This window comes from Rhizobium sp. Leaf341 (assembly GCF_001424325.1).
Taxonomy (GTDB): Bacteria; Pseudomonadota; Alphaproteobacteria; order Rhizobiales; family Rhizobiaceae; genus Ferranicluibacter.
This window is the reverse complement of sequence record NZ_LMPE01000005.1, coordinates 376,812-400,446: the sequence shown is the minus strand read 5'-3', so window position 1 is coordinate 400,446 and position 23,635 is coordinate 376,812. Positions and strand designations below refer to the sequence as shown.

Genomic DNA, 23,635 nt, shown 5'->3' with positions numbered 1-23,635 from the left:
AAACAGTTTAAGAGGATTTAAGGGCGCTTTCAGGCATGGCCGGAGGCGTGGAGGGGATAGCCGGGCAGACGGAGGACACGTGGCGCAGAAGATCAAGCTGTCGACGATCGCGGAGACACTGGGCGTCTCGACCGCGACCGTTTCTCTCGCCCTGCGTGACAGTCCCCTCGTTGCATCGGTGACGCGGGACAAGATCAAGGATCAGGCGCGGGCACTCGGCTATATCTACAATCGTCGTGCCGCCAGCCTTCGTACCTCTCGCTCCGGCATCATCGGTGTCGTCGTGCACGACATCATGAACCCGTTCTATGGCGAGATTCTGAAAGCCATCGAGGCGGAACTCGACCGCGACCGCCAGACCTTCATTCTCTCCAATCACTACGACTCCGTCGAAAAACAGCGCGTGTTCATCGAAACGCTGCTGCAGCTCGGAGGTGACGGCGTCATCATGTCTCCGGCCATCGGCACGCCGCCGGAGGATATCAAGCTGGCGGAAGACAACGGCATGCCGGCGATCCTTGTTGCACGCTCGATCGAAGGCGTGGACGTGCCGATCTTTCGGGGAGACGACGCCTATGGCATCTCGCTCGCAACCAATCATCTGATCAGCCTCGGCCATCGCTGCATCGCCATGGTCGGCGGAACCGACCTGACCTCGACGGGTCGCGACCGCTATCTCGGCTACGTCCAGGCCCTGCGCAAGGCGAACATCGACGTCGATCCCGATCTGCGCATTCCCGGACCGCGTTCCATGCAGGGCGGTTTCGAGGCGGCCGTGCATCTCCTGTCGCTGCCGCAGAAGCCGACGGCCGTTGTCTGCTGGAATGATCTCGTCGCCATCGGCATGATGAACGGCATCGCACGCGCCGGCCTCGTGCCCGGCCGGGATGTGTCCGTTACCGGGTACGACGATCTGGAGGAAGCCGCTATCGCCACGCCCGCCCTGACAACGGTCTGGAACGGGCAGTCGGATGTCGGGCGAAGCGCCGCACGGGCCCTGCTCGACCGCCTGAACGGCAGCCATGAGCCGGATGGTATCCACCTGATCAAACCGGAAATGCGCATCCGTCAGTCGACAGGCCCCCTGCGGCTGCAGCAGGCCGATTGAGCGATCGCCCGCCGGGTGTTTCTCGTCACCGCGCGCCCTTGCGGCAAACTCCCCGCCTTGGCTCACCAACCCAGCCTCAATTGACGCAGCCGATCCGTGCGGTAGTTTCCGCTGCGCATTCGCATGCCGCAACGATCCCGTCGCGGCGCCATTTTTCTTTCGCCGACGTCTGAAAGGACACGCCATGTCGCAAGATCGCCCGATCATTCTCGTTCCCGGAAAGATGCACCCGCGTGTACTGGAGCGCATGACGACCCTCTTCGATGTCCGGCAGGTCGACGGTCCGGACGCAAGCCTGATCACGCCCGAGCTTGCCGCGGGTGTCACGGGCATTGCAACGGTCAACAATGTCCCGTCGTCGCTGATGGACGCCCTGAAAAAGCTGGAAATCGTATCGAACTTCGGCGTCGGCTATGATGGGGTCGATGCGGGCCATGCCGCCCGCTCGGGCATTGTCGTCACGCATACGCCGGATGTTCTCAATGACGAGGTCGCCGATACGGCCATCGGCCTCCTGATCAACACGCTGCGCCGCCTTCCCGCTGCGGAACAATGGTTGCGCGACGGACGCTGGGTCAAGGACGGACCCTTTCCGCTCAGCCCGCTGTCGCTCGGCGGCCGCAAGGTCGGCCTCTATGGGCTTGGCCGCATCGGGCAGGCGATCGCCCGGCGTCTCCAGGGATTCGATCTCGATATCGCCTATCACACCCGCTCCCGCCGCGACGACGTGCCCTATGCCTATCACGCGACCCTGCTCGAGCTCGCGCAGGCCGTGGACACGCTGATCGTCATCGTGCCGGGCAGCGCGGAAACGAAGCATACGGTCAATGCAGACATCCTGCAGGCGCTGGGGCCGGACGGTGTCGTCATCAATGTCGGCCGTGGTATCACCGTGGATGAAACCGCGCTGATTGCCGCCCTGCAACAGGGGGTGATCGCCGGGGCCGGACTCGATGTCTTCGAGCGCGAGCCGCAGGTGCCCGAAGCCCTGATGGCCCTGCCGCAGGTCTCGCTGCTGCCCCATGTCGCATCGGCTTCGGTCGGGACCCGCAACAAGATGGCCGACCTCGTGGTCGACAATCTGGCGTCCTGGTTTCAGAACGGCAAGGCGCTGACGCCGGTCGCCGAGACGCCGTTTACGCGACGCGCGCGATAACACCCGTCTGTTTCGGCTCCCGTCTGTCGCCTCTCGTCTATCTTGCCTCGCTATAGGCGCGGACAGCTTCGCCGAAGGCTGCAAAAAGGTCGTTCGAGGTCTTGTCGCGGCCGACCCAGTATTCGGGATGCCACTGCACGCCGACGGCAAAGGCCTTTGCACCGATGACGGAGACGGCCTCCACCGTGCCGTCGTCGGCCACCGCTTCTACCGCAAGGTTGGGTGCGAGATCGGAGATGGCCTGGCGGTGCAGTGAGTTCACCTGGATCGCACCGGCGCCGACCACGCCGGCCAGGCAGCTGCCCGGCTCCACCATGACGGTCTGGCGAATGCCATAGGCGATGTCGAGATCCTTGACGTCGGGCTTGCGGTGGTCCTGCCGGCCCGGCAGATCCTGGATCTCCGACGCGAGAGTGCCGCCGAGCGCGACGTTCAGTTCCTGGATGCCGCGGCAGATGGCGAGGACCGGAATGCCGCGGGCGAGCGCGCGGCGGATCAGCGGCAGGCTGGTTGCGTCGCGACCAGGATCGAACGGCCCGTCGGTTTCCACAGCTTCCCGGCCATAAAGTGTCGGGTGGACGTTGGAGCGGGAGCCACTGACCAGCAGTCCGTCCACGCGATCGAGAATGGCGTCGGGCTCGTTGCCGGCCTCGAGGGCCGGCACGAGAAGCGACATGACGCCCGAGCCGGTCAGGGCGGCGCGCACATATTGATGCGGGGCGGCATGCCAGACATTGCCCTCGATCTCACGGAAATCGGCGGGTATGGCGATGATCGGCTTCGACATGGGGCTCTCCGGTGGCGTCTCTTCCTCCGACTTGCCGGGAAGCCGTCGCCGCGTCAATGCTTCTGTTTCCCAGGATAGTCGGTAGCGGCCCTCGGATGTGTCCTGGCTTTCGTCGCCGTAAAAGCTGAGCCTTCCCATGCTCTGCGGGCCTTGACGTCGCGGAGCAGTGCGGGCATGTCTTGACGCCAAGAGGTGCCGCATCTTGCGGCGTGAAAACTTGCGGGGAGACAGACATGGCCGAACATCAGACGGGACCTTCCGAAACCGGTGCGCCGATGGATTATCCCGAACACGAGAAGACCTATCTTCACTTCCTGAGCGCTGCAAAGTTCCTCACCATCTTCTGCGTGGCGCTGCTGATTGCCATGGCTGCGGCCTTCTTCACGAGCGCCGGCTGGTTTACGGGATTCGTGCTGTTCGTGCTCCTCAACATTGCCGGCGTCGTGCTTCTGCGCTGAGGTCGGTACGCCTGGACTTTCGGGCTCATGCCACGAAATTCGTTGTATCCGCACGCGATTTGCTCTTAGCTGACCGTGTGGCCATGCAGCGAGAGGGATCACCATGACGGAAACGACCCGGCCGCTCGGTGCCACGATCACCGGTCGGTGGACGCGCTTTGCCGTGCGCTCGCGGACGGCCGACCGCATCGATCTCTGCCTTTTCCATGGCGATGGCGAGACAGAGCTTCGCCGGCTGCAAATGGGCCGCGAGGAAGGTGATGTCTTTGCGCTGACCTTGCCCGACGCGCCGATCGGAACGCGCTACGGCCTGCGCGCCCACGGCACTTACGATCCCGAGCGCGGTCTGTGGTTCGATCCGGCAAAGCTTCTGGTCGACCCCTATGCGCTGGAGCTCGATCGGCCGTTTCAGCATGACGTGCGCCTGACGCAGTTCGGCGCGGAGACGGCAGATCTCGTGCCGAAGGCGCTGGTGACAAAAGTGCCGAAGGCGCGGGGTTCCGCGCCGCGTTTTTCCAATGACGGCCTGATCTACGAGGTCGCGGTTCGGCCGTTCACCATGCAGCATCCGGATGTGCCGGAGGAGCAGCGGGGGACCGTGGCTGCCTTGGCGCATCCAGCCGTCATCGCCCACCTGAAGCGCATCGGCGTTTCCGCCGTGGAACTGATGCCGATCACCGCCTGGATCGACGAGCGGCATCTTCCGCCGCTCGGGCTTACCAATGGCTGGGGCTACAATCCCGTGGCCTTCATGGCGCTCGATCCGCGGCTGGTGCCCGGAGGGTTGACCGAACTCCGGGATACGGTCGCCGCGCTGCACCGCGAAGGCATTGGCGTCATCCTCGATCTCGTCTTCAACCACTCCGGCGAGAGCGATTCCGAGGGGGCGACCCTCTCCATGCGCGGCCTCGACAATGCCGTCTACTATCGGCATGCCGCGCCGGGACGGCTCGTGAACGATACGGGCTGCGGCAACACCATCGCCTGCGACCATCCGACGGTCCGCTCCCTGATCCTCGACACGCTTCGTCACTTCGTCACGGCAGCCGGGATCGACGGTTTCCGGTTCGATCTCGGATCCATCCTCGGCCGTGACGCGGCAGGGTTTCGCCGGGACGCGACGCTCTTGACCGAGATGCTCGCCGATCCGCTTCTGAAGAATCGCGTGCTGATCGCCGAACCTTGGGACATCGGACCGGGCGGCTATCAGCTCGGCCACTTCCCACCGCCCTTTCTTGAATGGAATGATCGCGCACGCGACGATCTCCGCGGGTTCTGGAAAGGAGAGGGGCGCATGATCGGCGCGCTTGCCGGTGCCCTGGCCGGCTCGTCCGATATCTTCGCGCAGCACGGCGGCACGCAGAGCCGCAGCGTCACCTTCATCGCCGCACATGACGGGTTTACGCTGCGGGACCTCGTGTCCAACGACCACAAGCACAATGCGGCGAACGGCGAAGACAATCGCGACGGCCACAATGAAAACCATTCCTGGAACAATGGTGTCGAAGGGGAAACGGACGACGGCGCGATCGTTGCGGCGCGCTTGCGTGACGTGAAGGCATTGCTGGCGACGCTCCTTGCCACGCGCGGCGCGATCATGATCACCGCCGGCGACGAGTTCGGGCGAACGCAGGGGGGCAACAACAATGCCTACTGCCAGGACAACCCGATCACCTGGCTCGACTGGGGCACGGCCGACGAGGACCTGATCGCCCATTGCGCCGCGCTCGGCGCCCTGCGCCGTCGTTTCGATGTGTTTAAGGGCGACGGTTTCTTCACAGGGCAGGGCGACGTGGCCTGGGTTCGTTTCGACGGCGAGCCGATGGAGGTTTCGGATTGGGAGGGTGAGCGCACCGACGGGCTCGTCATGATCCTTTCGACCCGCGATGCGACGACGGACAAGCCCTGTCGGCTGGCGGTGGTTCTGAACCGGGCGCATGCCGCGGCGACGCTGACGCTTCCCGGGACAGGCTGGCAGTCGCTGCTGCCGGAGACAAGCACGACGGAGATCCCGGCCCGTGCGGTCGGCTGGTACGTGACGCCGGACGTCGCGTAAGGGCCGCCGAGGGTCTGACAGGAGTGACCGAGATGGATACGAACGGTACGAAGACGACGCGTGTCAGAGAGGTCGCGCTCGGGGAGGTCAAGGATCTCGTCGGGCAGGAGCTCGGAATCTCCGACTGGATCACCGTCTCCCAAGACATGATCGACCGCTTTGCCGATGCGACGGAGGATCATCAGTTCATCCATACCGATCCGGCGCGGGCGGCCGCCGAGACGCCCTATGGCGGCACCATCGCGCACGGCTTCCTATCGCTCTCGCTGCTTTCGGCCATGAACTACAATTGCCTGCCGGCGGTGCGCGAGCAGACGATGGCGATCAATTACGGCTTCGACAAGGTTCGCTTTCTTGCGCCCGTGCGGTCCGGTGCACGGGTTCGCGGTCATTTCACGCTCACCGACGCCCGTTTTCGCGGCGCGGGCATGCTCGTCGTCACCTACGAGGTCTCCGTGGAGGTGGAACAGGAAAGCAAGCCGGCATTGACGGCGACCTGGTTGACGATCGTCCAGTTCGACCCGAAGGACCGGCCGGACGATGCCTGACGCCGACGCCCGCGCCGCAGCTGTCTGGGCGGCCTTTCGGTCGCAAGCGGACGCCTGCCGTGCGCTGGGCTCACCCTTCGTCGCCCGTCTCTGCGACCTTGCTGCCGACCGCCTGACGGAAACGCATTCGGTCGGACGCCGTGTCCTTGGCTGGACCGGAGATCCGGCTTCCTCTGCCGATTCGGTTCCCCTGCGATTTGCCGGCGCGCTGCATTCTCTGGTTCTGGGCGGCGTTGCTGAAGACCTCGCGGCTGTTTTCCCCCCGCACACACCGGATCCCACGGCGTTATGGGCGGCCGTCGAGCGTGCCTGTCACGACCATGCCGAGCTCGTTCTCGCGCGGCTCGAGTCTCCGCCCCAGACGAATGAGGTGCGACGCTCCTCAGCGCTTCTGCCGGGGTTTCTCACCATCGCCAAGCGGTTCGGCAAGCCGCTTTGCCTCTCGGAGGTCGGTGCGAGTGCAGGGCTTAATCTCCATTGGGACCGTTTTGCTTATCGTCTCGGAGATGTCTCCTGGGGCGATCCGCAATCGCCGGTGACGCTGACACCCGACTGGAAGGGCCGTGCGCCGCCGGCAACGTCCCTCGTCGTCGAGGATCGGGCGGGCTGTGATCTCCGGCCTCTCGATCCCGCAAGTCCGGATGATGCCCAACGTCTTCTGTCCTACCTGTGGGCAGATCAGGCGGATCGGATTGCGCGGACACGCGCTGCGATCGCTCTCGTGGCTTCGTCGGAACATAAGGTCGAGGCCGTGGATGCCGTCTCGTGGCTGGAGCGCCGCCTGGCCCTTGCCCGCCCGGGCTCAGTGCATGTCGTCTATCACACGATTGCCTGGCAATACCTGTCGGCGACGGACCGCGAACGCGGCGAAGCACTGATCGGGAAAGCCGGCCGCGCGGCGACGGAGGCGGCACCCTTCGCGCGTCTGTCGCTCGAGAACGATGGAACGCAGCCGGGTGCCGCTCTGACGCTGCAGATGTGGCCCAGCGGCGAGCGTCACGAGGTGGGCCGTGCAGATTTCCACGGCCGCTGGGTCGACTGGAGCGGCTGGCCCGGCCTATCCTGACGCCGAAAGCGGGCTTGCACACACAGTGCGGCGGTCAGTGGCTCGCGTCCACAGCGCCTGCCGCCAGCAATCCGGAGACATAAGGCGCGAAGGAGCGCCAGCATTCGACGCGGAAGGCCGTTTCGCCGGTGCGCAGGAGCACGATCTCCGCCTTGCCGAAGACGGTGCGCGAGCAGCCACCAACGGGAAAGGCCTTCAGCGACAGATCCTGCGGGCAACCGACATTGATGGCCGCGGCCGCGCCGGGGCCATCGACGAGTATGGCCGTATTCCGATGCGAGATGTCGGTGGCGGAATGCAGGACGCCCGCCGCGGCGGCCATGCCCGCGAGGTCCGTATCCAGCGCGTCGATCACGAGCCACTCGTCGGGGCCGAGCCAGAGCGCGTGACGCGCGGCGTTGGTGGCCGAGGTCTTCGGACGGGTCGGCAACGACAGTCCGAGCGCCGTCGAGAGCGCTTCGACCGCCTCCGGCCTGGCGCGTAGCGACAGGCGGCTTGCCGGCGGTGCCGGCGTTAGACGGACGGTGGCGGAGCTCCCGTGGAAACCGCGAAGCGGCAGGGTTCGGGTTGCGAGATCAGCCATGAATGCGGCCACCTTCCTTGTCAAAGAACACCATGTCGCTGACCTCGACGGCGATCGTTCTATCGGCCATCGGGACGTAAAGGGTCTGACCGAGCCGCGCCTTGCCGCCAGCCACCACCGCCAGGGCGATGGAGCGTCCGCAGTTTTCCGACCAGTAGGCCGAGGTGACATGGCCGAGCATGGTCATGGGTTTCGGCTGGTTGGGATCGGCGACGATCTGGGCCCCTTCCTCCAGCACGACGTTCGGATCCTTGGTCAGCAGGCCGACGAGCTGCTTGCGGCCGTCCCGCACGAGGTCGGGGCGCTTCATGCCGCGAATGCCGACGAAATCAGCCTTCTTCTTGCCGACGGCCCAGGAAAGGCTGGCATCATCCGGCGTCAGCGTGCCGTCGGTATCCTGCCCGACGATGATATAGCCTTTCTCGGCGCGCAGAATGTGCATGGTTTCCGTCCCGTAGGCGCAGCCATCCACCGCCTCGACGCGGGCCCGGATCGCGTTCCAGACGTCCGGGCCGAAATCGGCGGGGACGTTGACCTCGAAGCCGAGTTCGCCGGTAAACGACATGCGGAAGAGCCGTGTCGGGACGCCGCAGATCCGGCCTTCGGCCACGCTCATATGCGGAAAGGCCTCGTTGGAAATGTCGATGCCTTCGACGAGCGGCGCGATGATCTCGCGGGCCTTCGGGCCTTGCAGCGCGATCACGGCCCACTGTTCGGTGGCAGAGGTCAGCCACACGTTCAGGTGCGGGAACTCGGTCTGGAGATAGTCCTCCATATGATGCATGACACGCGCGGCGCCGCCCGTCGTGGTGGTCACGTGGAAACGGTCCTCGGCCATCCGGCCGACAACGCCGTCGTCATAGATGAACCCGTCTTCCCGCAACATGATGCCATAGCGGCAGCGACCAGGCTTCAACGTGTCCCAGCTGTTGGTATAGATCAGGTTGAGGAAGGCGGCCGCGTCGGGCCCGACGACCTCGATCTTGCCGAGCGTGGACGCGTCGAACATGCCGACCGTCTGGCGCACCGTGCGGCACTCGCGATTGACCGCCGCATGCATGTCCTCGCCGGGCCGCGGATAATACCACGCGCGCTTCCACTGCCCCACATCCTCGAAGGCGGCGCCCATGGCCTCTTCGGCCTCGTGCATCGCCGTCTTGCGGGTGGGGTCGAAGAGATCGCCGCGTGAATGCCCGATCAGGGTCCCGAAGGTCACCGGCGTATAGGGCGCGCGAAAGGTGGTGAGGCCGACTTCCGGGATCCCGCGGCCAAGCGTTTCCGCCGCGATCGCCAGACCATGGATGTTGGAGAGCTTGCCCTGATCGGTCGCCATGCCATTGGTGGTGAAGCGCTTGATATGCTCGATCGAGTGCATGCCTTCGCGCACGGCCAGCCGGATATCCTTGGCGCAGACGTCGTTCTGGAAGTCGATGAAGGCCTTCACGTCGTCCTCGGGTCCGGCGCCGTAGGCAGCGCCCGCCATGCCGCCTGTCCAGGCGAAGGCTTGCGTACCGGCAAGGTCGAGGCGCGCGCCGCCCGCAAACCCGGCAGCCTGCGCGGCCAGTTCGCCGGCGTCGACGGCTTCGCCAAGGGTTGCAGCGATGTCGGTCGTGCCGTTGCAGGCGCCGATCGAGATGCAGTCCTGCGCGTAGATGCCGGGCAGGAAGCGCTGCGTCTCCGCGTCGAAGGCCACCTTGCCGCGCGATTGCGAGAACATGTGCACCGACGGCGTCCAGCCGGAGGAGGTGATCAACGCATCGACCGCAATCGAGCGGGCGCTGCTGCCGCCGCTGACGCGACGGACGGACATGGCGGAGACACGGAGCTTGCCTTTGGTGTCGGTTACGGCATGGCCGGTGAGAACCTCGATGCCGAGGGCCCGCGCTTCCGCCAGCACGGCACTCCCCGGCTGCTCCCGGCAATCAACGATGGCCGGGATGGCGATGCCCGCGCGGTGGAGGTCGAAGGCGGCCTCGTAGGCGCTGTCATGCGCGGTGTAGACGCCGACCTTGCGACCGACGGCGACGCCGAAATGGTTGAGATAGGTGCGCGCGGCCGAAGCCAGCATGATTCCGGGACGGTCGTTATTGGCAAACACCATGTGACGTTCGATGGCGCCGGTCGCGATGACGACGCGCTTGGCGCGCACCTGCCAGAGCCGCTCGCGCGGCGCCGTGCGGTCGGGGCGCGAGACATGATCCGTGACGCGTTCGGCGAGTGCGACGAAATTCTGGGCGTAGTAGCCAAAGGCCGTCGTGCGCGTCAGGAGGGTGACGTTGTCCAGGGCAGCCAGCCGGCGCGCGGCCGCCTGCGCCCAGTCATAGCCGTTCTGGCCATCGATCATGACGCCGGTATCATGGTGCAGCGCGCCGCCGACCTCGGGCTGTTCGTCGCAGAGGATCACGCGCGCACCCGTCCCGGCCGCGGCCAGTGCGGCCGTCAGGCCGGCGACGCCCGCACCCATCACCAGCACGTCGCAATGGGCGTACCGGCTGGCATAGGCATCGGTATCGTCTTCCGTCGGAGAGACGCCAAGGCCGGCCGCGGCACGAATGCGAGGCTCGTAGATGCTCTTCCAGGCCTGCTTCGGCCACATGAAGGTCTTGTAGTAGAAGCCGGCGGCGAAGAAGGGCGCCAGGATGTTGTTGATGCCCCCGACGTCGAAGGTGAGCGAGGGGTACCGGTTCTGGGAGGCGACGGTCATGCCGTCGAACACTTCCTGAACGGTCGCGCGCACGTTCGGCTGGCGGCGGGCATTGTCGCGCATCACATCGATCAGCGCGTTCGGCTCTTCCGGGCCGGCGGACACGATGCCGCGCGGGCGGTGATACTTGAACGAACGGCCGACCAGATGGACCCCATTGGCGATCAGCGCCGAAGCGACGGTGTCGCCCTGAAGGCCCTGATAGGTGCGGCCATCAAAGGTGAAGCGCGCGGTTCTCGCGGGTGTCAGGCGGCCCTTGCCGGGAAGGCGGTTCGCTCCCCCCATGCTGGCGGCGTTCGCAGTCCGATGGGCGCCGCTCATTCCGCACGTCCTTCCGTGGCTTCATAGGTTTCGACAACGGTTTCGTCGGTCATGGCAGCGATCGGCAGCTGTGGTTTCGGTTCGCCCGCCTTGTACGTCTTCAGGAATCGGTCGCTGACCGTATCGCGCGCCGCGTTGAAGAACCGGCCGCAGCCGGCCACATGGCGCCAGCGCTCGAAGATCAGGCCCTTCGGGTTATCCCGCAGGAAGAAGTACGCCTCGAAGTCCTCGTCCGAGATGGCGGCTATGTTTTCGGGCCGGGCGATATGGGCATCACCGGCTGCCCGGAACTCGAGTTCGGAGCGCTCTTCCTCACAATAGGGGCAGTGGATCAAAAGCATGGACGTACTCCTGGTGCGGGGACGGACGGTCTGCGGCGAGAGCGGGCTGGCGTGGCCATGGTCAGTGCGCCACGGCTGCGGCTGCCGCCTCGTCGATCAGGCGTCCGGAGCGGAAGCGGTCGAGCGTCAGGCCCGCCGCCAGCCGATGCGGCTCCCCCTTGGCGATCAGATGGGCGAACAGATGGGCCGATCCCGGCGTCGCCTTGAAGCCGCCCGTTCCCCAGCCGCAATTGACATACAGGTTCGGCACGGGCGTCACGCCCTGAATGGCGGAGCGATCCGGCGTGTTGTCGGTGATGCCGCCCCACTGGCGCATCATCTTGACGCGTCGGAAGATCGGGAACAGCTCGCAGATGGCGTCGAGCGTGTGGGTGATGATCTGCAGTCCGCCGGTCTGGGAGTAGGAGTTGTACTGGTCGGTGCCGGCGCCGATGACGAGCTCGCCCTTGTCGGACTGCGAGATATAGGCGTGCACCGTGTTCGACATGACGACGCAGGGGAAGATCGGCTTCAGCGGTTCGGATACGAGCGCCTGCAAGGGCACCGAATGCAAGGGCACCCGCACGCCGGCCATTGCCATGATCACGGAATTGTGGCCTGAGGCGGAGACCCCGATCCTCTTTGCGCCAATGAAGCCGCGATTGGTATCGACGCCGGTGACAGCGCCGTCGGGACCACGGCGAATGCCGGTGACCTCACAGTTCTGGATGATGTGGACGCCGCGGTCCGAGGCGGCGCGCGCATAGCCCCAGGCGACGGCGTCGTGGCGAGCGGTGCCGCCGCGGCGCTGCAAGGCGGCGCCGTTGATGGGGAAGCGGGCAGACGCGGAAATGTCGAGCGGCGGACAGAAGTCTTTGGCCTGTTCAGGCGAAAGCCATTCGTTGTCGATGCCGTAAAGCCGGTTCGCGTGAATGTGACGCTTGAATACCTGCTGGTCGTGGATGCCGTGCGACAGCATCATCACGCCGCGCGGCGAATACATGACGTTGTAGTTCAGGTCCTGCGACAGGTTTTCCCAGAGCTTTAGCGAGTGCTCGTAGATGTCCATGCTCTCGTCATAGAGATAGTTGGACCGGATGATGGTGGTGTTGCGGCCGGTATTGCCGCCGCCGAGCCAGCCTTTTTCGAGCACGGCGACATTGGTGATCCCGTGTTCCTTCGCAAGGTAATAGGCAGCGCCCAGGCCGTGCCCGCCCCCGCCGATGATGATGGCATCATAGGAAGCCCGCGGCTCGGGGGAGACCCATTGCGCTTCCCAGCCCTTGTGCGCCCGCATGGCTTCGCGTGCCACGGCAAAAACCGAATATTTGCGCATTCGCCTCATCTCCTGTGCGGCACGCCCGACCGTCGTTTCAACACATCGCAAATCAAGGCGCGTCGCAACGTCCATTTTGCGACAAGGCACGCCTTCACTTTCGACACCGCGACAATGTGAGACCCCGTTGCGGAAAATGCGGAACGCCAATCTCCGACGCGGCCCGCGCTGCCCAGGACTGTGCGAGCGCGGTCTGGAAAAGACCCGGCGTTCGGCGCGGCAGGACGGCGCAGCCTTCGGCCCGCGATGTCGATGACGCGCGCCGGACAGATGCCGATTGCTGCAATTTCGGGCGCGGGTGGACTTTGGCGCTGTCATCTGCTATCTGCCGCCCATTCTCGCAGGGTCGTGACCCTGGCGAACAAAGAACCGTGCCGTTCGGCTCTGCGACAAGCACAGCCCGGGATCGGCCAACAGACACAGCCTGAGCGATCTCGGCTCGATATCAAGGAATGGTAAGCACGTGCAGGTACTCGTTCGCGACAACAATGTTGACCAGGCGCTTCGTGCGCTGAAGAAGAAGCTGCAGCGCGAAGGCGTCTTCCGCGAAATGCGCGCCCGCGAAGCCTATGAGAAGCCGTCGCAGCGCCGTGCGCGCGAAAAGGCCGAAGGCATCAGCCGCGTCCGCAAGCTCGCCCGCAAGCAGGCCCAGCGCGAAGGCCTGTTGCCGATGCCGAAGGCCGCGGCCAAGTTTGCGGCCAAGGCACGCTGAACGGCCGATCGTTCGGAAATTGTGGCGGCGGAGGCGTTCAGGCGCCGCCGCCGTTTCCTTATGCCGGCAGCCGGCCTCACGTTCGCCTGATGACGACGTGTTTCCGCCCGGCAAAGGTAGACGGCCTGTTCGCGACATGTCATCAAGGTCGATATCCGTTCGCCGATGGTGGATTCGCGACGGATGCGGCTCTTGCCTGAACGAACCGCTCGTTGCGGCGTTACAGTGGCAGCCGCGGTTCAAGACCGCGGAGTATGACGTGCCTGAGGCATTCTTGATTTGAGGGATCAATCTTGACATCGACTGTGACGACAGAGGATTTCGCCGGCCGGGACGTGTCCCGTGGCGCACGGCGCTCCGGCCGACTGGGCATTCTCGCAGCGCTCGGCGCCACACTGCTTCTGTCGGCTTGCCAGACGGATCCGTCCAACGACAGCACGCTGCAGGTCGAGCGGGCACAGGGCTCCGAGCAGAACATCGCTTCGCTCTCCGGCGTCATCAACAGCGATCCGAGCAATCCCGAAGGATACAACGTTCGCGGCTCCGCCTATGGTCGTGCCGGCGAGTTCCGCCGGGCGGTCGCCGATTTCAACAAGGCGATCGAGCTCAATCCCCGCTTCTATCAGGCCTTTGCGAACCGTGCGCTTGTCGAGCGGAACATGGGTGACCTCGCCGAAGCGCTGGCCGACTACAACACGGCCCTGCAGCTCAATCCGCGCTACGACGTTGCCTATATCGGCCGCGGCAATCTCTACCGTCAGAGCGGCCGGCTGGACCAGGCCTTTGCCGATTTCAACAAGGCGATCGAGAACGACACGACCGATCCGCGCGCCTATCACAATCGGGGCCTGATCTATCAGGCCCGCAACCAGCATGGACAGGCGATCGAGGATTTCTCGACGGCCATCTCGCTGTCGCCGAGTTCGCCAGAGCCGTATAACGGTCGCGGGATCTCCTACGTCGCGCAGAACGACGACGACAACGCCTTTGCCGATTTCAACACGGCCATCAATCTGAACGGCAAGATCGCCGAATCCTGGGCGAACCAGGCGCTGGTCTACGAGCGCCGTGGCGAAAAGGCCAAGGCGCAGCGCTCTTACGGCCATGCCCTGCAGCTCGATCCGAAATACGAGCCCGCCCGCGCCGGCCTTGCCCGCGTCAAGGCTGCCTCCTGAGGCTTTTCCAAGTCCAACATCAACAAAAAACGCCGCTTCGAAGCGGCGTTTTTTGTTTTTGGACCAATATGAAAGCGTTGCCGGGCTTCCGCTCACCATCAGGGGAAGCCCGGCCTGCGATCAGGTGATGACGGTCGGCTCGGCGCGGCCTGTCCGCTCCTTGATGCCGGCCAGCGTATTTGCGGCTTCGATCAGGTCGGCGAGGGCGACCTGCGTATCGATGTCGTGCTTGGCGGCATCGGGCTCGAAGCGCTCGATATAGACGCGGAGGGTCGCGCCGGAGGTTCCGGTGCCCGACAGGCGGAAGACCACGCGCGAGCCGCCCTCAAACAGGATGCGAATGCCCTGATGGTTGCTGACCGACTGGTCGACCGGATCGTGGTAGGAGAAATCGTCCGCCGTCTCGATCACGAGATCCCCAAGCTTGCGGCCGGGGAGCGTCGCGAGTTGCCCGCGAAGCGTTTCCATCAGGCCGTTTGCGGCCGCGGAGTCCACCTCTTCATAGTCGTGGCGCGAATAGTAGTTCCGGCCATAGGTGGTCCAGTGTTCGCGGGCAATGTCGACCACGCTTTCCTTGCGGACGGCAAGGATGTTCAGCCACAGGAGAACGGCCCAGAGACCGTCCTTCTCACGGACGTGGCTCGAGCCGGTTCCGGCGCTCTCTTCGCCGCAGATCGTTGCAAGGCCTGCATCCAGCAGGTTGCCGAAGAATTTCCAGCCGGTCGGCGTCTCGTAGATGCCGATGCCGAGTTTCTCCGCCACGCGGTCGGCAGCACCCGAGGTGGGCATCGAGCGGGCGATGCCGGCAAGCCCCTTGGCATAGCCAGGCGCGAGCGTGGCGTTCGCCGCGAGCATGGCGAGGCTGTCGGACGGCGTTACGAAGATGCCCTTGCCGATGATGAGATTGCGATCGCCGTCCCCGTCCGAGGCCGCGCCGAAGTCGGGCGCGTCGTCCCCCATCATTTCCTCGTAGAGCGCGCGGGCGTGGACGAGGTTGGGATCGGGGTGGTGGCCGCCAAAGTCGGGCAGGGGCACGAAATTGAGCACGGACCCCTTGGCGGCGCCCAGCCGGTTTTCGAGGATCTCCTTGGCATAGGGGCCGGTCACGGCGCTCATCGCATCGAAGACGATGCGGAAGCCGCTGGCGAGATGGGCGCGAATGGCCGGAAAATCGAACAGGCTTTCCATCAGTTCGGCATAGTCGGAGACCGGATTGATGACCTGAACGGTCATGCCCGCGACGTCCTGCTCGCCTTCCGCGTCGAGATTGACATCCGCGACATCCGCGATCTTGTAGGTCTCGATGGTCTTGGTGCGCGCGTAGATCGCGTCGGTCACCTTCTCGGGCGCAGGCCCGCCATTGCCGATATTGTACTTGATGCCGAAGTCTTCTGTCGGGCCACCGGGATTGTGGCTTGCCGAGAGCACGATGCCGCCGAAGGCTTCGTACTTGCGGATGACGTGGGAGGCCGCTGGCGTCGAGAGAATGCCGCCGCGGCCGACGAGAACACGACCGAAGCCGTTTGCCGCCGCCATCTTGATGGCGATCTGGATGACCTCGCGGTTGTAGAACCGGCCGTCGCCGCCGATGACCAGCGTCTTGCCGGCAAAGCCTTCGAGGCTGTCGAAGATCGACTGGATGAAGTTCTCGGCGTAATTCTGCTGCTGGAACACCGGAACCTTCTTGCGAAGCCCCGAGGTTCCGGGTTTCTGGTCGGTATAGGGCGTCGTAGTCACGGTTTTCGTCATGGTTCAACCTTTCGAAAGAAGACCGGCGTAGAGCGCAGCATAGCGCGTGGCACTCATATCCCAGGAGACATCGGATTTCATGCCGCGCATCTGCAGACGCGCCCAGATTTTCGGCTGGTGCCACAGCGAGAAAACGCGACGCAACGCGCGCCTGAGGCTTTCCTCGGAGACAGGGGAAAACAGGAAGCCGGTCGCGACATTGGCGGCCACAGCGGCCTCGTTGGCGTCGATGATCGTATCGGCAAGACCACCCGTGCGCGCAACGACCGGCACGCAGCCATAGCGCAGACCGTACAGCTGCGTCAGGCCGCAGGGCTCGAAGCGTGAGGGCACGAGAATGGCATCCGCGCCGGCCTGCATCAGATGTGACAAAGGTTCGTCATAGCCGGTGACAAGACCCACCCGGCCGGGATGCACGGCAGCGGCTGTCCGGAACGCCGCTTCCAGCGCCGGATCGCCGGAACCCAAGACCGCAAGCGTCGCGCCATTCTCGACGATCATGTCGATCACGCCCGCCAGCACGTCCATGCCCTTCTGGCCCGTCAGGCGGCTGACGACGCAGAAGAGGGGGCCGTCCGTGGCCGTAAGGCCGAAGCGGGCACGCAGCGCATCGCGGTTTGCCTGGCGCTTTTTCAAGCCCCCGGCGGCATAAGGGGAGGCGATGTGCGGATCGGTCTCCGGGTTCCAGACATCCGTGTCGATGCCGTTGACGATGCCGTGGAGATCGGCGATGCGGGCGGCGAGGACACCCTGCAGGCCCATGCCGAATTCCGGGGTCAGGATCTCCTGCGCGTAGGACGGGCTGACCGTGGTGATGGCTGTTGCGGCCATCAGTCCCCCCTTGAGGAAGGACACGTCTCCGTAATATTCGACGCCATGAACCGAGAACGCATCCCAGGGGAGCGCCAGTTCGGGGAAGCTGCTGGCCGGAAACTGGCCACGAAAGGCGATGTTGTGGATCGTCAGCACGGTCGGCACATGCGTTGCACCGCCGCGGTTCATGTAGACGGGCGCCAGTGCTGCCTGCCAGTCATGGCAATGGACGAGATCCGGCGTCCAGTCGGGAAGGATGCCCCGTGCGATTTCGGCCGCGGCCAGCGACAGTGCCGCGAAGCGACGAAAGTTGTCCGGATGGTCGAGGCCTTGCGGATCGAGATACGGTCCGCCCGGTCGGTCGAAGAGCGCAGGTGCGTCCAGCACCAGAAGATCGAGGCCGTCATGATCCACGGCCAGAACGGCTGCGGGATGGCCGAACAGCGTGTCGAAACCGCCGACCTGCGTGGTCACCCCGATCTTTTCCATCACCGCGGGATAGCCGGGCAGCAGGGTGCGCATGCGGATGCCATGTGGCTTCAACGCCGCGGGCAGGGCGCCCGCGACGTCGGCAAGGCCGCCCGTCTTGATCAGCGGAAAGACTTCCGAGGCGACCGAAAGGACGTTCATCGCCTCACAGTCCCAGCTTGTCGATCATCGGCTGGGTGATCAGGCAGATGCCGTTCTCCGAGCGCCGGAACCGCTTCGCATCGAGGTCGGGATCTTCACCCACCACGAGGCCTTCGGGGATGACGACCCGGCTGTCGATGACGACGTTCTTCAACTGCGCGTGACGGCCGATCTTTACGCTCGGCAGGATCACGGCGCCGTCGAGGCGGGAGAAGGAATTCACCCGGACGCCGGTAAACAGCATGCTGCGATTGAGCGATGCACCGGAGATGATGCAGTCGCCCGAGACCAGCGAGGAGGTTGCCGACCCGCGCCGGTTCTCGTCGTCATGGACGAACTTTGCCGGGGGCTTGATCTCGGCAAAGGTCCAGATCGGCCAGGTGCTGTCGTAGATGTCGAGCTCGGGGGTGACATGGGTCAGGTCGATATTGGCCTGCCAGTAGGCATCGATCGTGCCGACATCGCGCCAATAGGCCTCGCGCTCGAAGTCCGAGCGCACGCAGGATTCGTTGAAGCGGTGGGCGATCGCCTTCCCGTGGCTCACGATGTAGGGAATGATGTCCTTGCCGAAGTCGCGGCTGGAGGTCGGGTCGGCCGCATCGCGCCGCAGGATGTCCATCAGGAACTTCGTGTGGAACACGTAGATGCCCATGGACGCCAAGGCCATTTCCGGGTTGCCGGGAATGCCCGGCGGATCTGCGGGTTTTTCGACGAAGGCGATGATGCGGTCCTGTTCATCGACATGCATGACGCCGAATCCGGTCGCTTCCATGCGCGGCACTTCGAGGCAGCCGATGGTGACGTCGGCACCGCTGTCCACGTGCTGCTGGAGCATCAGCTCGTAGTCCATCTTGTAGATATGGTCGCCGGCCAGGATCACCATGTACTCGACACCGTGATCCTCGATGATGTCGATGTTCTGGTAGACCGCGTCCGCGGTGCCTTCGTACCACTGTGTTTCCGACACACGCTGGGAGGCCGGCAGGATGTCGAAGCTCTCGTTTCGTTCGGGTCTGAAGAAGTTCCAGCCGTTCTGCAGGTGGCGGATCAGCGAGTGGGCCTTGTATTGCGTCGCGACGCCAATGCGGCGGATGCCGGAATTCAGCGCATTCGACAGGGCAAAGTCGATGATGCGCGCCTTGCCGCCGAAATAGACGGCAGGCTTGGCGCGACGGTCCGTCAGTTCCTTCAGACGGCTCCCGCGGCCGCCGGCCAGAACGTAGGCCATGGCGTCACGTGCCAGGGGCTGTATGCGTTTTTCCATTCTATCCTCCCGATTTTGCGGTCTCTTGGCCGGTCTGCCCGCCCTCTCAAACGGGTAGCCCTGCATGTGCTCTTGTGCCGGACGAAAATCCGGCTCGGTCGATGTCAGTCCTGCTCCAGCATCAGCGTGGCAAGGGGCGGCAATGTCAGGTCCGCGCGGATCTCTCCCGACGCGGTGCGCACCGCGTGAACCACGCCCCCATTTCCCTTGCCGCTGCCGCCGTAGATCTCGGCATCGGTGTTGAGGATCTCCCGCCAGCGCCCCTCGGTCGGCAAGGGAATGGAGTAGACCTCGCGGTAGACGGGCGTAAAGTTCGAGATGACGGCGACGGCCTTCTGACCCGGCGCCTTGCGCAACCATGCAAAGACCGAATTGTCGCTGTCGTCGGCGATCAGCCATTCGAAGCCTTCGCCTTCGCAGTCGCGTGCATGCAGCGCCTGCTTGTTGCGATAGGTGCCGTTGAGATCACGGACCAGCCGTCGCATGCCCTGGTGTAACGGATACTCGAGCAGGCTCCAGTCAAGACCGCGCTCCTCCGACCATTCCGACCATTGGGCGAACTCCTGTCCCATGAACAGCAGCTTCTTGCCGGGGTAACCCCACATGAAGCCGTAATAGGCCCGCAGATTGGCAAATTTCTGCCAGTCGTCGCCCGGCATCTTGGCGACCAGCGAGCCCTTGCCGTGCACCACTTCGTCGTGGGACAGGGGCAGAACGAAGTTCTCGCTGAAGGCGTAGACGAGACCGAAGGTCAGGTCGTTGTGGTGGTGCTTGCGATGGATGGCGTCACGCGCAAGATATTGCAGCGTGTCGTGCATGAACCCCATGTTCCACTTGAAGCCGAAGCCGAGGCCGCCGACATGGACCGGCGCGGAGACGCCGGGCCAGGAGGTGCTTTCCTCCGCGATGGTCAGGATGCCGGGGTGGCTGCCGTAGACCTCCTTGTTCATCGTCTGCAGGAAGCGGACGGCATCGAGATTCTCGTTGCCGCCATATTCGTTCGGGACCCATTCGCCGTGCTTTCGCGAATAGTCGAGGTAGAGCATGGATGCCACCGCATCGACGCGCAGCCCATCGAGATGGAATTTCTCGGCCCAGTAGAGCGCGTTGTTGACGAGATAGGCAAACACTTCGGCGCGGCCGAAATTGTAGATCGCCGTGTTCCAGTCCGGGTGGAAACCCTGCCGGGGATCTTCATGTTCGTAGAGCGCGGTTCCGTCGAACTGGCGCAGCCCATGGGCATCCGTCGGAAAGTGGGCCGGAACCCAGTCGAGGATCACGCCGAGGCCGACCTTGTGGGCGCCGTTGACGAAGCGCGCAAAGCCCTCAGGCTCTCCGAAGCGGGCCGTGGGCGCATAGAGCCCCGTCGTCTGGTAACCCCAGGACGGATCGTAGGGAAATTCGCTGACCGGAAGGAATTCGATATGGGTGAAGCCCATGTCGACGCAGTAGGGGATCAGCCGGCTGGCCATCTCATCCCAGCTCAGGAACGCGCCGTTGTCGCCGCGCTGCCAGGAACCCGCATGCACCTCGTAGATCGAGATCGGCTGACGGCGTGCGTCGGCGGACGCCCAATGCGCACGGTGCGCCTCGTCTTCCCAAACCTGTGCGATCTCCGGGGTGGTGATCGACGCCGTTTCCGGGCGGAGCTCGGAGCGGCGTGCGAACGGATCGGCCTTCAACGGCTGCAGTTGCCCGTCCGGCCCCATGATTTCGAACTTGTAGGGCGTTCCGGCATGGACATCGGGAATGAAGATTTCCCAGATGCCCGTGTCGAGACGCAGGCGCATGACATGTCGACGCCCGTCCCATGCGTTGAAGGCGCCGACCACCGACACCCGGCGCGCGTTCGGCGCCCAGACGGCGAAGTGGAAACCATCGGCGCCCTCGTGACGCACGGGGTGGGCGCCCAGCTTGTCGAACAGGCGAAGATGCGAACCCTCCCGAATATAGTAATCGTCCATCGGTCCGAGGACGGGCCCGAAGCTGTAGGGATCGGTGACGGTCCAGCTGCCGCCGGCATTCTCGGCCCGGTAACGCAGGGGTTGTGCCTTGCGCAGGCCGACCATGCCCTCGAAGAAGCCGGCATCGTGGCGAAGCGCGAGCGCCCCGAGATCCTTGCCGGACAGCGTCTCGACCGACACATGGGTGGCGCCTGGCAGGAAGCAGCGGACCACGACATCCTTGCCAACCATGTGCGGCCCGAGACTCGCAAACGGATTGGTATGCGTGCCCTCGATGAAGGCTGCTACCTCGTCATCCGACAGATAGGCCGTCGACGAGACCTCTTTCAGCTCGGAGGTCATCCGGCTCTCCAAATCTCATCGGCATACTGCCGAATCGTCCTGTCCGACGAGAACCAGCCCATCCGCGCCGTGTTGCGAATGGTCTTGCCATACCATTGCTTGGTATCGGTCCAGATCGCGTCGACCTCGCGCTGTGCTTTCGCATAGGCGTCGAAGTCGGCTGCAACCATGAACCAGTCGTGGGCGTAGATGCCGTCGATCAGCCCGGCAAAGCGGCTGCGGTCGTCGGGCGAGAACACGCCGGAGGCCACCGCCTGGAGCGCCTGCGAAAGTTCGCGCGACGCCTCGATGACGGCCCGGGGTTCGTGGCCATCTCGACGCAGGTTGGAAACCTCTTCCGCCGTCATTCCGAAAATCTTGATGTTCTCCTCACCCACGCAATCGCGCATCTCGACATTGGCGCCATCGAGCGTGCCGATCGTCAGCGCACCATTCAACGCGAACTTCATGTTGCCGGTTCCGGACGCTTCCATCCCGGCCGTCGAAATCTGTTCCGACAGGTCGGCCGCCGGCACCATGATCTCCGCGAGCGAGACGTTGTAGTTCGGAATGAAGACGATCTTCAGCAGGCCGCGGACGGCAGGGTCGTTGTTGATGACCCGGGCCACGTCGTTCGCCAGCTTGATGATGAGCTTGGCATTGTGATAGCTCGGCGCCGCCTTGCCGGCAAAAAGCTTGACGCGCGGAACCCAGTCCAGCTCGGGATGCGAGCGAATCTGGTCGTAGAGCGAGATCGCCTCGATGATGTTCAGGAGCTGGCGCTTGTATTCGTGGATCCGCTTGATCTGGATGTCGAACATGGCTGACGGGTTGATGCGGATGCCCATCCGGCTCTGGACGAGTTGCGCCAGACGCACCTTGTTGTCGCGCTTGATGGCGGCGAAACGTTCCTGGAAGACCGGGTTGTCGGCATGGGCATCCAGCGCCTTCAGGGCCTCGGCATCGTCCATGAAATCGTCGCCGATCGTCTCGCGGATCAGCGAAAAGAGCTCGGGATTGCACTGCATCAGCCAGCGGCGCGGCGTGATGCCGTTGGTCTTGTTGTTGATGCGCTTGGGGTACAGCTTGTGCAGGTCGGCAAACACCGTGATCTTCATGAGATCCGTGTGGAGTGCGGAAACGCCGTTGATCGAGTGCGAGCCGACAAAGGCGAGATTGCCCATGCGGACGCGGCGGTCGCCGCTTTCGTCGATCAGGGAGATGTTGCGCACCTGCTGGTCGCTATAATCCGGAAGCTTCCGCGCCTCGATCAGGATCTTCGCGTTGATCGCGTAGATGATCTGCATGTGCCGCGGCAGGAGGCGCTCGAAGAGCGGGACGGGCCAGGTTTCCAGAGCCTCCGGCAGCAGCGTGTGATTGGTGTAGGAGAACGTGCGGCGGGCAAGGTCCCAGGCCGTGTCGAAGTCGATGCCGTGGACGTCCGTCAGCAGGCGGACCAGTTCTGCGACCGAGACGGCGGGATGCGTATCGTTCAGCTGGATGGCGACCTTGTCCGGCAGCGATGTGAAGTCCGGATACTGCTGGAGATGGCGGCGCAGGATGTCCTGCAGCGAGGCCGAGGAGAAGAAGAACTCCTGGCGCAGGCGCAATTCCTGGCCGGCCGGCGTCGCGTCTGCCGGATAGAGCACGCGGGCAAGCGCCTCGGCCTTGTTGCTTTCGCGCAGCGCACCGATGTGGTCGCCGGCATTGAAGGCGTCGAGCAGGATGGGATCGATCGGGTGGGCACTCCAGAGGCGCAGCGTATTGGTGCGCTTGCCGCGCCAGCCGACGACCGGCGTGTCGCAGGCCGTGGCGATCACGCGCTCTGCCGGCTTCCAGACATAGCGGGTCAGTTCCTCGTCGATATTGACCGTTTCGACCGAGCCGCCGAAACCGATCTCGTAGGAGCTTTCGCGCCGCTCGAACTCCCAGGGGTTGCCGTGCGCCAGCCAGGTTTCCGGCAGCTCGACCTGCCAGCCGTCCGCCATCTGCTGGCGGAAAAGGCCGTGGACATAACGGATGCCGTAGCCGTAGGCCGGGATGTCGACGCTTGCCATGCTCTCCATGAAACAGGCAGCGAGCCGGCCGAGACCGCCATTGCCGAGGGCGGCGTCCGGCTCCAGTTCGGCGATCACGTCGATATCGACGCCGAAGGAGGCCAAGGCTTCCTTCAACTCGTCCATCAGGCCGATATTGGTCACGGCATCGCGCATCAGGCGGCCGATGAGGAACTCGAGCGAGAGGTAATAGACGCGCTTGGAGCTCTCGGAATACGCCTTGCGGGTGGACTCCATCCAGTTGTCGGTGATGCGGTCGCGCACGACCAGGATGGCGGCCGTCAGCCAGTCGTGCGGCTTGGCCACTTTCGGGTCCTTGCCGATGCGGTAGGTCAGGCGCTCGATGATCTCCTGCGCCAGAATTTCGGCGCTCGACTCACGGCGTGCGGCGTGCGGAATTTTCTCATTGGAGATATGGCTGACCATGGATCCGGGCTACCCTCTTGAACGTTGTTCCGACACCACCGATGGCGCATGCCGACAGAGATTTTCCGCAATGTATGCACC

Annotated in this window: 18 protein-coding genes; 8 read left to right on the top strand and 10 right to left on the bottom strand. The window is 64.3% G+C overall.

What is annotated here, in order from left to right; translation table 11 throughout:
- Nucleotides 1-79: 79 nt before the first annotated feature.
- Nucleotides 80-1,108 (top strand): LacI family DNA-binding transcriptional regulator, encoded by a 1,029-nt coding sequence (locus ASG03_RS09020; RefSeq protein ID WP_062475342.1) that lies wholly within the window; start codon nt 80-82, stop codon nt 1,106-1,108.
- A 184-nt stretch (nt 1,109-1,292) separates the two neighbouring features.
- On the top strand, nt 1,293-2,264 hold the full coding sequence (locus ASG03_RS09015) for a 2-hydroxyacid dehydrogenase (protein WP_062693323.1): 972 nt from the start codon (nt 1,293-1,295) through the stop codon (nt 2,262-2,264).
- Nucleotides 2,265-2,301: 37 nt separating this feature from the next.
- Here the strand turns inward: ASG03_RS09015 and ASG03_RS09010 are convergent, their stop codons facing one another.
- Complete coding sequence (locus ASG03_RS09010) at nt 2,302-3,051, bottom strand: gamma-glutamyl-gamma-aminobutyrate hydrolase family protein (protein WP_062693322.1); 750 nt, start codon at nt 3,049-3,051, stop codon at nt 2,302-2,304.
- 233 nt (nt 3,052-3,284) lie between these two features.
- Here ASG03_RS09010 and ASG03_RS09005 point away from each other — a divergent pair, with 233 nt between their 5' ends.
- From ASG03_RS09005 to ASG03_RS08990, 4 genes are all read left to right on the top strand, one after another.
- Nucleotides 3,285-3,509 (top strand): aa3-type cytochrome c oxidase subunit IV, encoded by a 225-nt coding sequence (locus ASG03_RS09005; protein WP_062475336.1) that lies wholly within the window; start codon nt 3,285-3,287, stop codon nt 3,507-3,509.
- Between the two features lie 103 nt (nt 3,510-3,612).
- Nucleotides 3,613-5,565 (top strand): glycogen debranching protein GlgX, encoded by a 1,953-nt coding sequence (gene glgX, locus ASG03_RS09000; RefSeq protein ID WP_062693321.1) that lies wholly within the window; start codon nt 3,613-3,615, stop codon nt 5,563-5,565.
- Nucleotides 5,566-5,597: 32 nt separating this feature from the next.
- Nucleotides 5,598-6,113 carry a MaoC family dehydratase gene (locus ASG03_RS08995; RefSeq protein WP_062693320.1) on the top strand — a complete coding sequence of 172 codons (516 nt, stop codon included), beginning with the start codon at nt 5,598-5,600 and terminating at the stop codon, nt 6,111-6,113.
- Nucleotides 6,106-7,179, top strand: coding sequence for a DUF2332 domain-containing protein (locus ASG03_RS08990; RefSeq protein WP_062693319.1), 1,074 nt, complete (start codon nt 6,106-6,108; stop codon nt 7,177-7,179). Before ASG03_RS08995 ends, ASG03_RS08990 begins: the two co-directional genes overlap by 8 nt.
- 34 nt (nt 7,180-7,213) lie before the next feature.
- Here the strand turns inward: ASG03_RS08990 and ASG03_RS08985 are convergent, their stop codons facing one another.
- The 4 genes from ASG03_RS08985 to ASG03_RS08970 form a co-directional block, all read right to left on the bottom strand.
- The gene (locus ASG03_RS08985; RefSeq protein ID WP_062693318.1) at nt 7,214-7,762 is read right to left on the bottom strand and encodes a sarcosine oxidase subunit gamma; all 549 of its coding nucleotides are present in this window, start codon (nt 7,760-7,762) and stop codon (nt 7,214-7,216) included.
- The gene (locus tag ASG03_RS08980) at nt 7,755-10,751 is read right to left on the bottom strand and encodes a sarcosine oxidase subunit alpha (protein ID WP_062693435.1); all 2,997 of its coding nucleotides are present in this window, start codon (nt 10,749-10,751) and stop codon (nt 7,755-7,757) included. The genes ASG03_RS08985 and ASG03_RS08980 overlap by 8 nt, the downstream gene beginning before the upstream one ends.
- A 32-nt stretch (nt 10,752-10,783) precedes the next feature.
- Complete coding sequence (locus ASG03_RS08975) at nt 10,784-11,128, bottom strand: sarcosine oxidase subunit delta (RefSeq protein ID WP_062475322.1); 345 nt, start codon at nt 11,126-11,128, stop codon at nt 10,784-10,786.
- Nucleotides 11,129-11,189: 61 nt separating this feature from the next.
- Nucleotides 11,190-12,443, bottom strand: coding sequence for a sarcosine oxidase subunit beta family protein (locus ASG03_RS08970; protein ID WP_062693317.1), 1,254 nt, complete (start codon nt 12,441-12,443; stop codon nt 11,190-11,192).
- Nucleotides 12,444-12,906: 463 nt separating this feature from the next.
- On the opposite strand from ASG03_RS08970, the gene rpsU reads away from it, so the two are divergent.
- Together rpsU and ASG03_RS08960 are read left to right on the top strand one after the other, a co-directional pair.
- Entirely contained in the window at nt 12,907-13,155 is a 249-nt protein-coding gene (gene rpsU, locus ASG03_RS08965; RefSeq protein ID WP_062475317.1) for a 30S ribosomal protein S21, read from the top strand.
- A gap of 335 nt (nt 13,156-13,490) precedes the next feature.
- On the top strand, nt 13,491-14,330 hold the full coding sequence (locus ASG03_RS08960; protein WP_443216593.1) for a tetratricopeptide repeat protein: 840 nt from the start codon (nt 13,491-13,493) through the stop codon (nt 14,328-14,330).
- Between the two features lie 120 nt (nt 14,331-14,450).
- Here ASG03_RS08960 and ASG03_RS08955 read toward each other — a convergent pair whose 3' ends face one another.
- The 5 genes from ASG03_RS08955 to ASG03_RS08935 form a co-directional block, all read right to left on the bottom strand.
- Nucleotides 14,451-16,079: an alpha-D-glucose phosphate-specific phosphoglucomutase gene (locus ASG03_RS08955; RefSeq protein ID WP_062475313.1), complete on the bottom strand. Its 1,629-nt coding sequence runs from the start codon at nt 16,077-16,079 to the stop codon at nt 14,451-14,453.
- Between the two features lie 3 nt (nt 16,080-16,082).
- The gene (gene glgA / locus ASG03_RS08950; RefSeq protein ID WP_062693316.1) at nt 16,083-17,522 is read right to left on the bottom strand and encodes a glycogen synthase GlgA; all 1,440 of its coding nucleotides are present in this window, start codon (nt 17,520-17,522) and stop codon (nt 16,083-16,085) included.
- Nucleotides 17,523-17,526: 4 nt separating this feature from the next.
- The gene (glgC, locus tag ASG03_RS08945; RefSeq protein WP_062475307.1) at nt 17,527-18,786 is read right to left on the bottom strand and encodes a glucose-1-phosphate adenylyltransferase; all 1,260 of its coding nucleotides are present in this window, start codon (nt 18,784-18,786) and stop codon (nt 17,527-17,529) included.
- A 104-nt stretch (nt 18,787-18,890) separates the two neighbouring features.
- Complete coding sequence (gene glgB / locus ASG03_RS08940; protein ID WP_062693315.1) at nt 18,891-21,092, bottom strand: 1,4-alpha-glucan branching protein GlgB; 2,202 nt, start codon at nt 21,090-21,092, stop codon at nt 18,891-18,893.
- Complete coding sequence (locus tag ASG03_RS08935; protein ID WP_062475303.1) at nt 21,089-23,554, bottom strand: glycogen/starch/alpha-glucan phosphorylase; 2,466 nt, start codon at nt 23,552-23,554, stop codon at nt 21,089-21,091. Before ASG03_RS08935 ends, glgB begins: the two co-directional genes overlap by 4 nt.
- Between the last annotated feature and the right edge of the window lie 81 nt (nt 23,555-23,635).

Excerpts from the sequence above, each read along its gene's own strand:
- ASG03_RS09015 (WP_062693323.1), top strand. The coding sequence starts at position 1,293 with ATGTCGCAAGATCGCCCGATCATTCTCGTTCCCGGAAAGATGCACCCG.
- ASG03_RS09010 (WP_062693322.1), bottom strand. The coding sequence starts at position 3,051 with ATGTCGAAGCCGATCATCGCCATACCCGCCGATTTCCGTGAGATCGAG.
- ASG03_RS09005 (WP_062475336.1), top strand. The coding sequence starts at position 3,285 with ATGGCCGAACATCAGACGGGACCTTCCGAAACCGGTGCGCCGATGGAT.
- glgX (WP_062693321.1), top strand. The coding sequence starts at position 3,613 with ATGACGGAAACGACCCGGCCGCTCGGTGCCACGATCACCGGTCGGTGG.
- ASG03_RS08995 (WP_062693320.1), top strand. The coding sequence starts at position 5,598 with ATGGATACGAACGGTACGAAGACGACGCGTGTCAGAGAGGTCGCGCTC.
- ASG03_RS08990 (WP_062693319.1), top strand. The coding sequence starts at position 6,106 with ATGCCTGACGCCGACGCCCGCGCCGCAGCTGTCTGGGCGGCCTTTCGG.
- ASG03_RS08985 (WP_062693318.1), bottom strand. The coding sequence starts at position 7,762 with ATGGCTGATCTCGCAACCCGAACCCTGCCGCTTCGCGGTTTCCACGGG.
- ASG03_RS08980 (WP_062693435.1), bottom strand. The coding sequence starts at position 10,751 with ATGGGGGGAGCGAACCGCCTTCCCGGCAAGGGCCGCCTGACACCCGCG.
- ASG03_RS08975 (WP_062475322.1), bottom strand. The coding sequence starts at position 11,128 with ATGCTTTTGATCCACTGCCCCTATTGTGAGGAAGAGCGCTCCGAACTC.
- ASG03_RS08970 (WP_062693317.1), bottom strand. The coding sequence starts at position 12,443 with ATGCGCAAATATTCGGTTTTTGCCGTGGCACGCGAAGCCATGCGGGCG.
- ASG03_RS08955 (WP_062475313.1), bottom strand. The coding sequence starts at position 16,079 with ATGACGAAAACCGTGACTACGACGCCCTATACCGACCAGAAACCCGGA.
- glgA (WP_062693316.1), bottom strand. The coding sequence starts at position 17,522 with ATGAACGTCCTTTCGGTCGCCTCGGAAGTCTTTCCGCTGATCAAGACG.
- glgC (WP_062475307.1), bottom strand. The coding sequence starts at position 18,786 with ATGGAAAAACGCATACAGCCCCTGGCACGTGACGCCATGGCCTACGTT.
- glgB (WP_062693315.1), bottom strand. The coding sequence starts at position 21,092 with ATGACCTCCGAGCTGAAAGAGGTCTCGTCGACGGCCTATCTGTCGGAT.
- ASG03_RS08935 (WP_062475303.1), bottom strand. The coding sequence starts at position 23,554 with ATGGTCAGCCATATCTCCAATGAGAAAATTCCGCACGCCGCACGCCGT.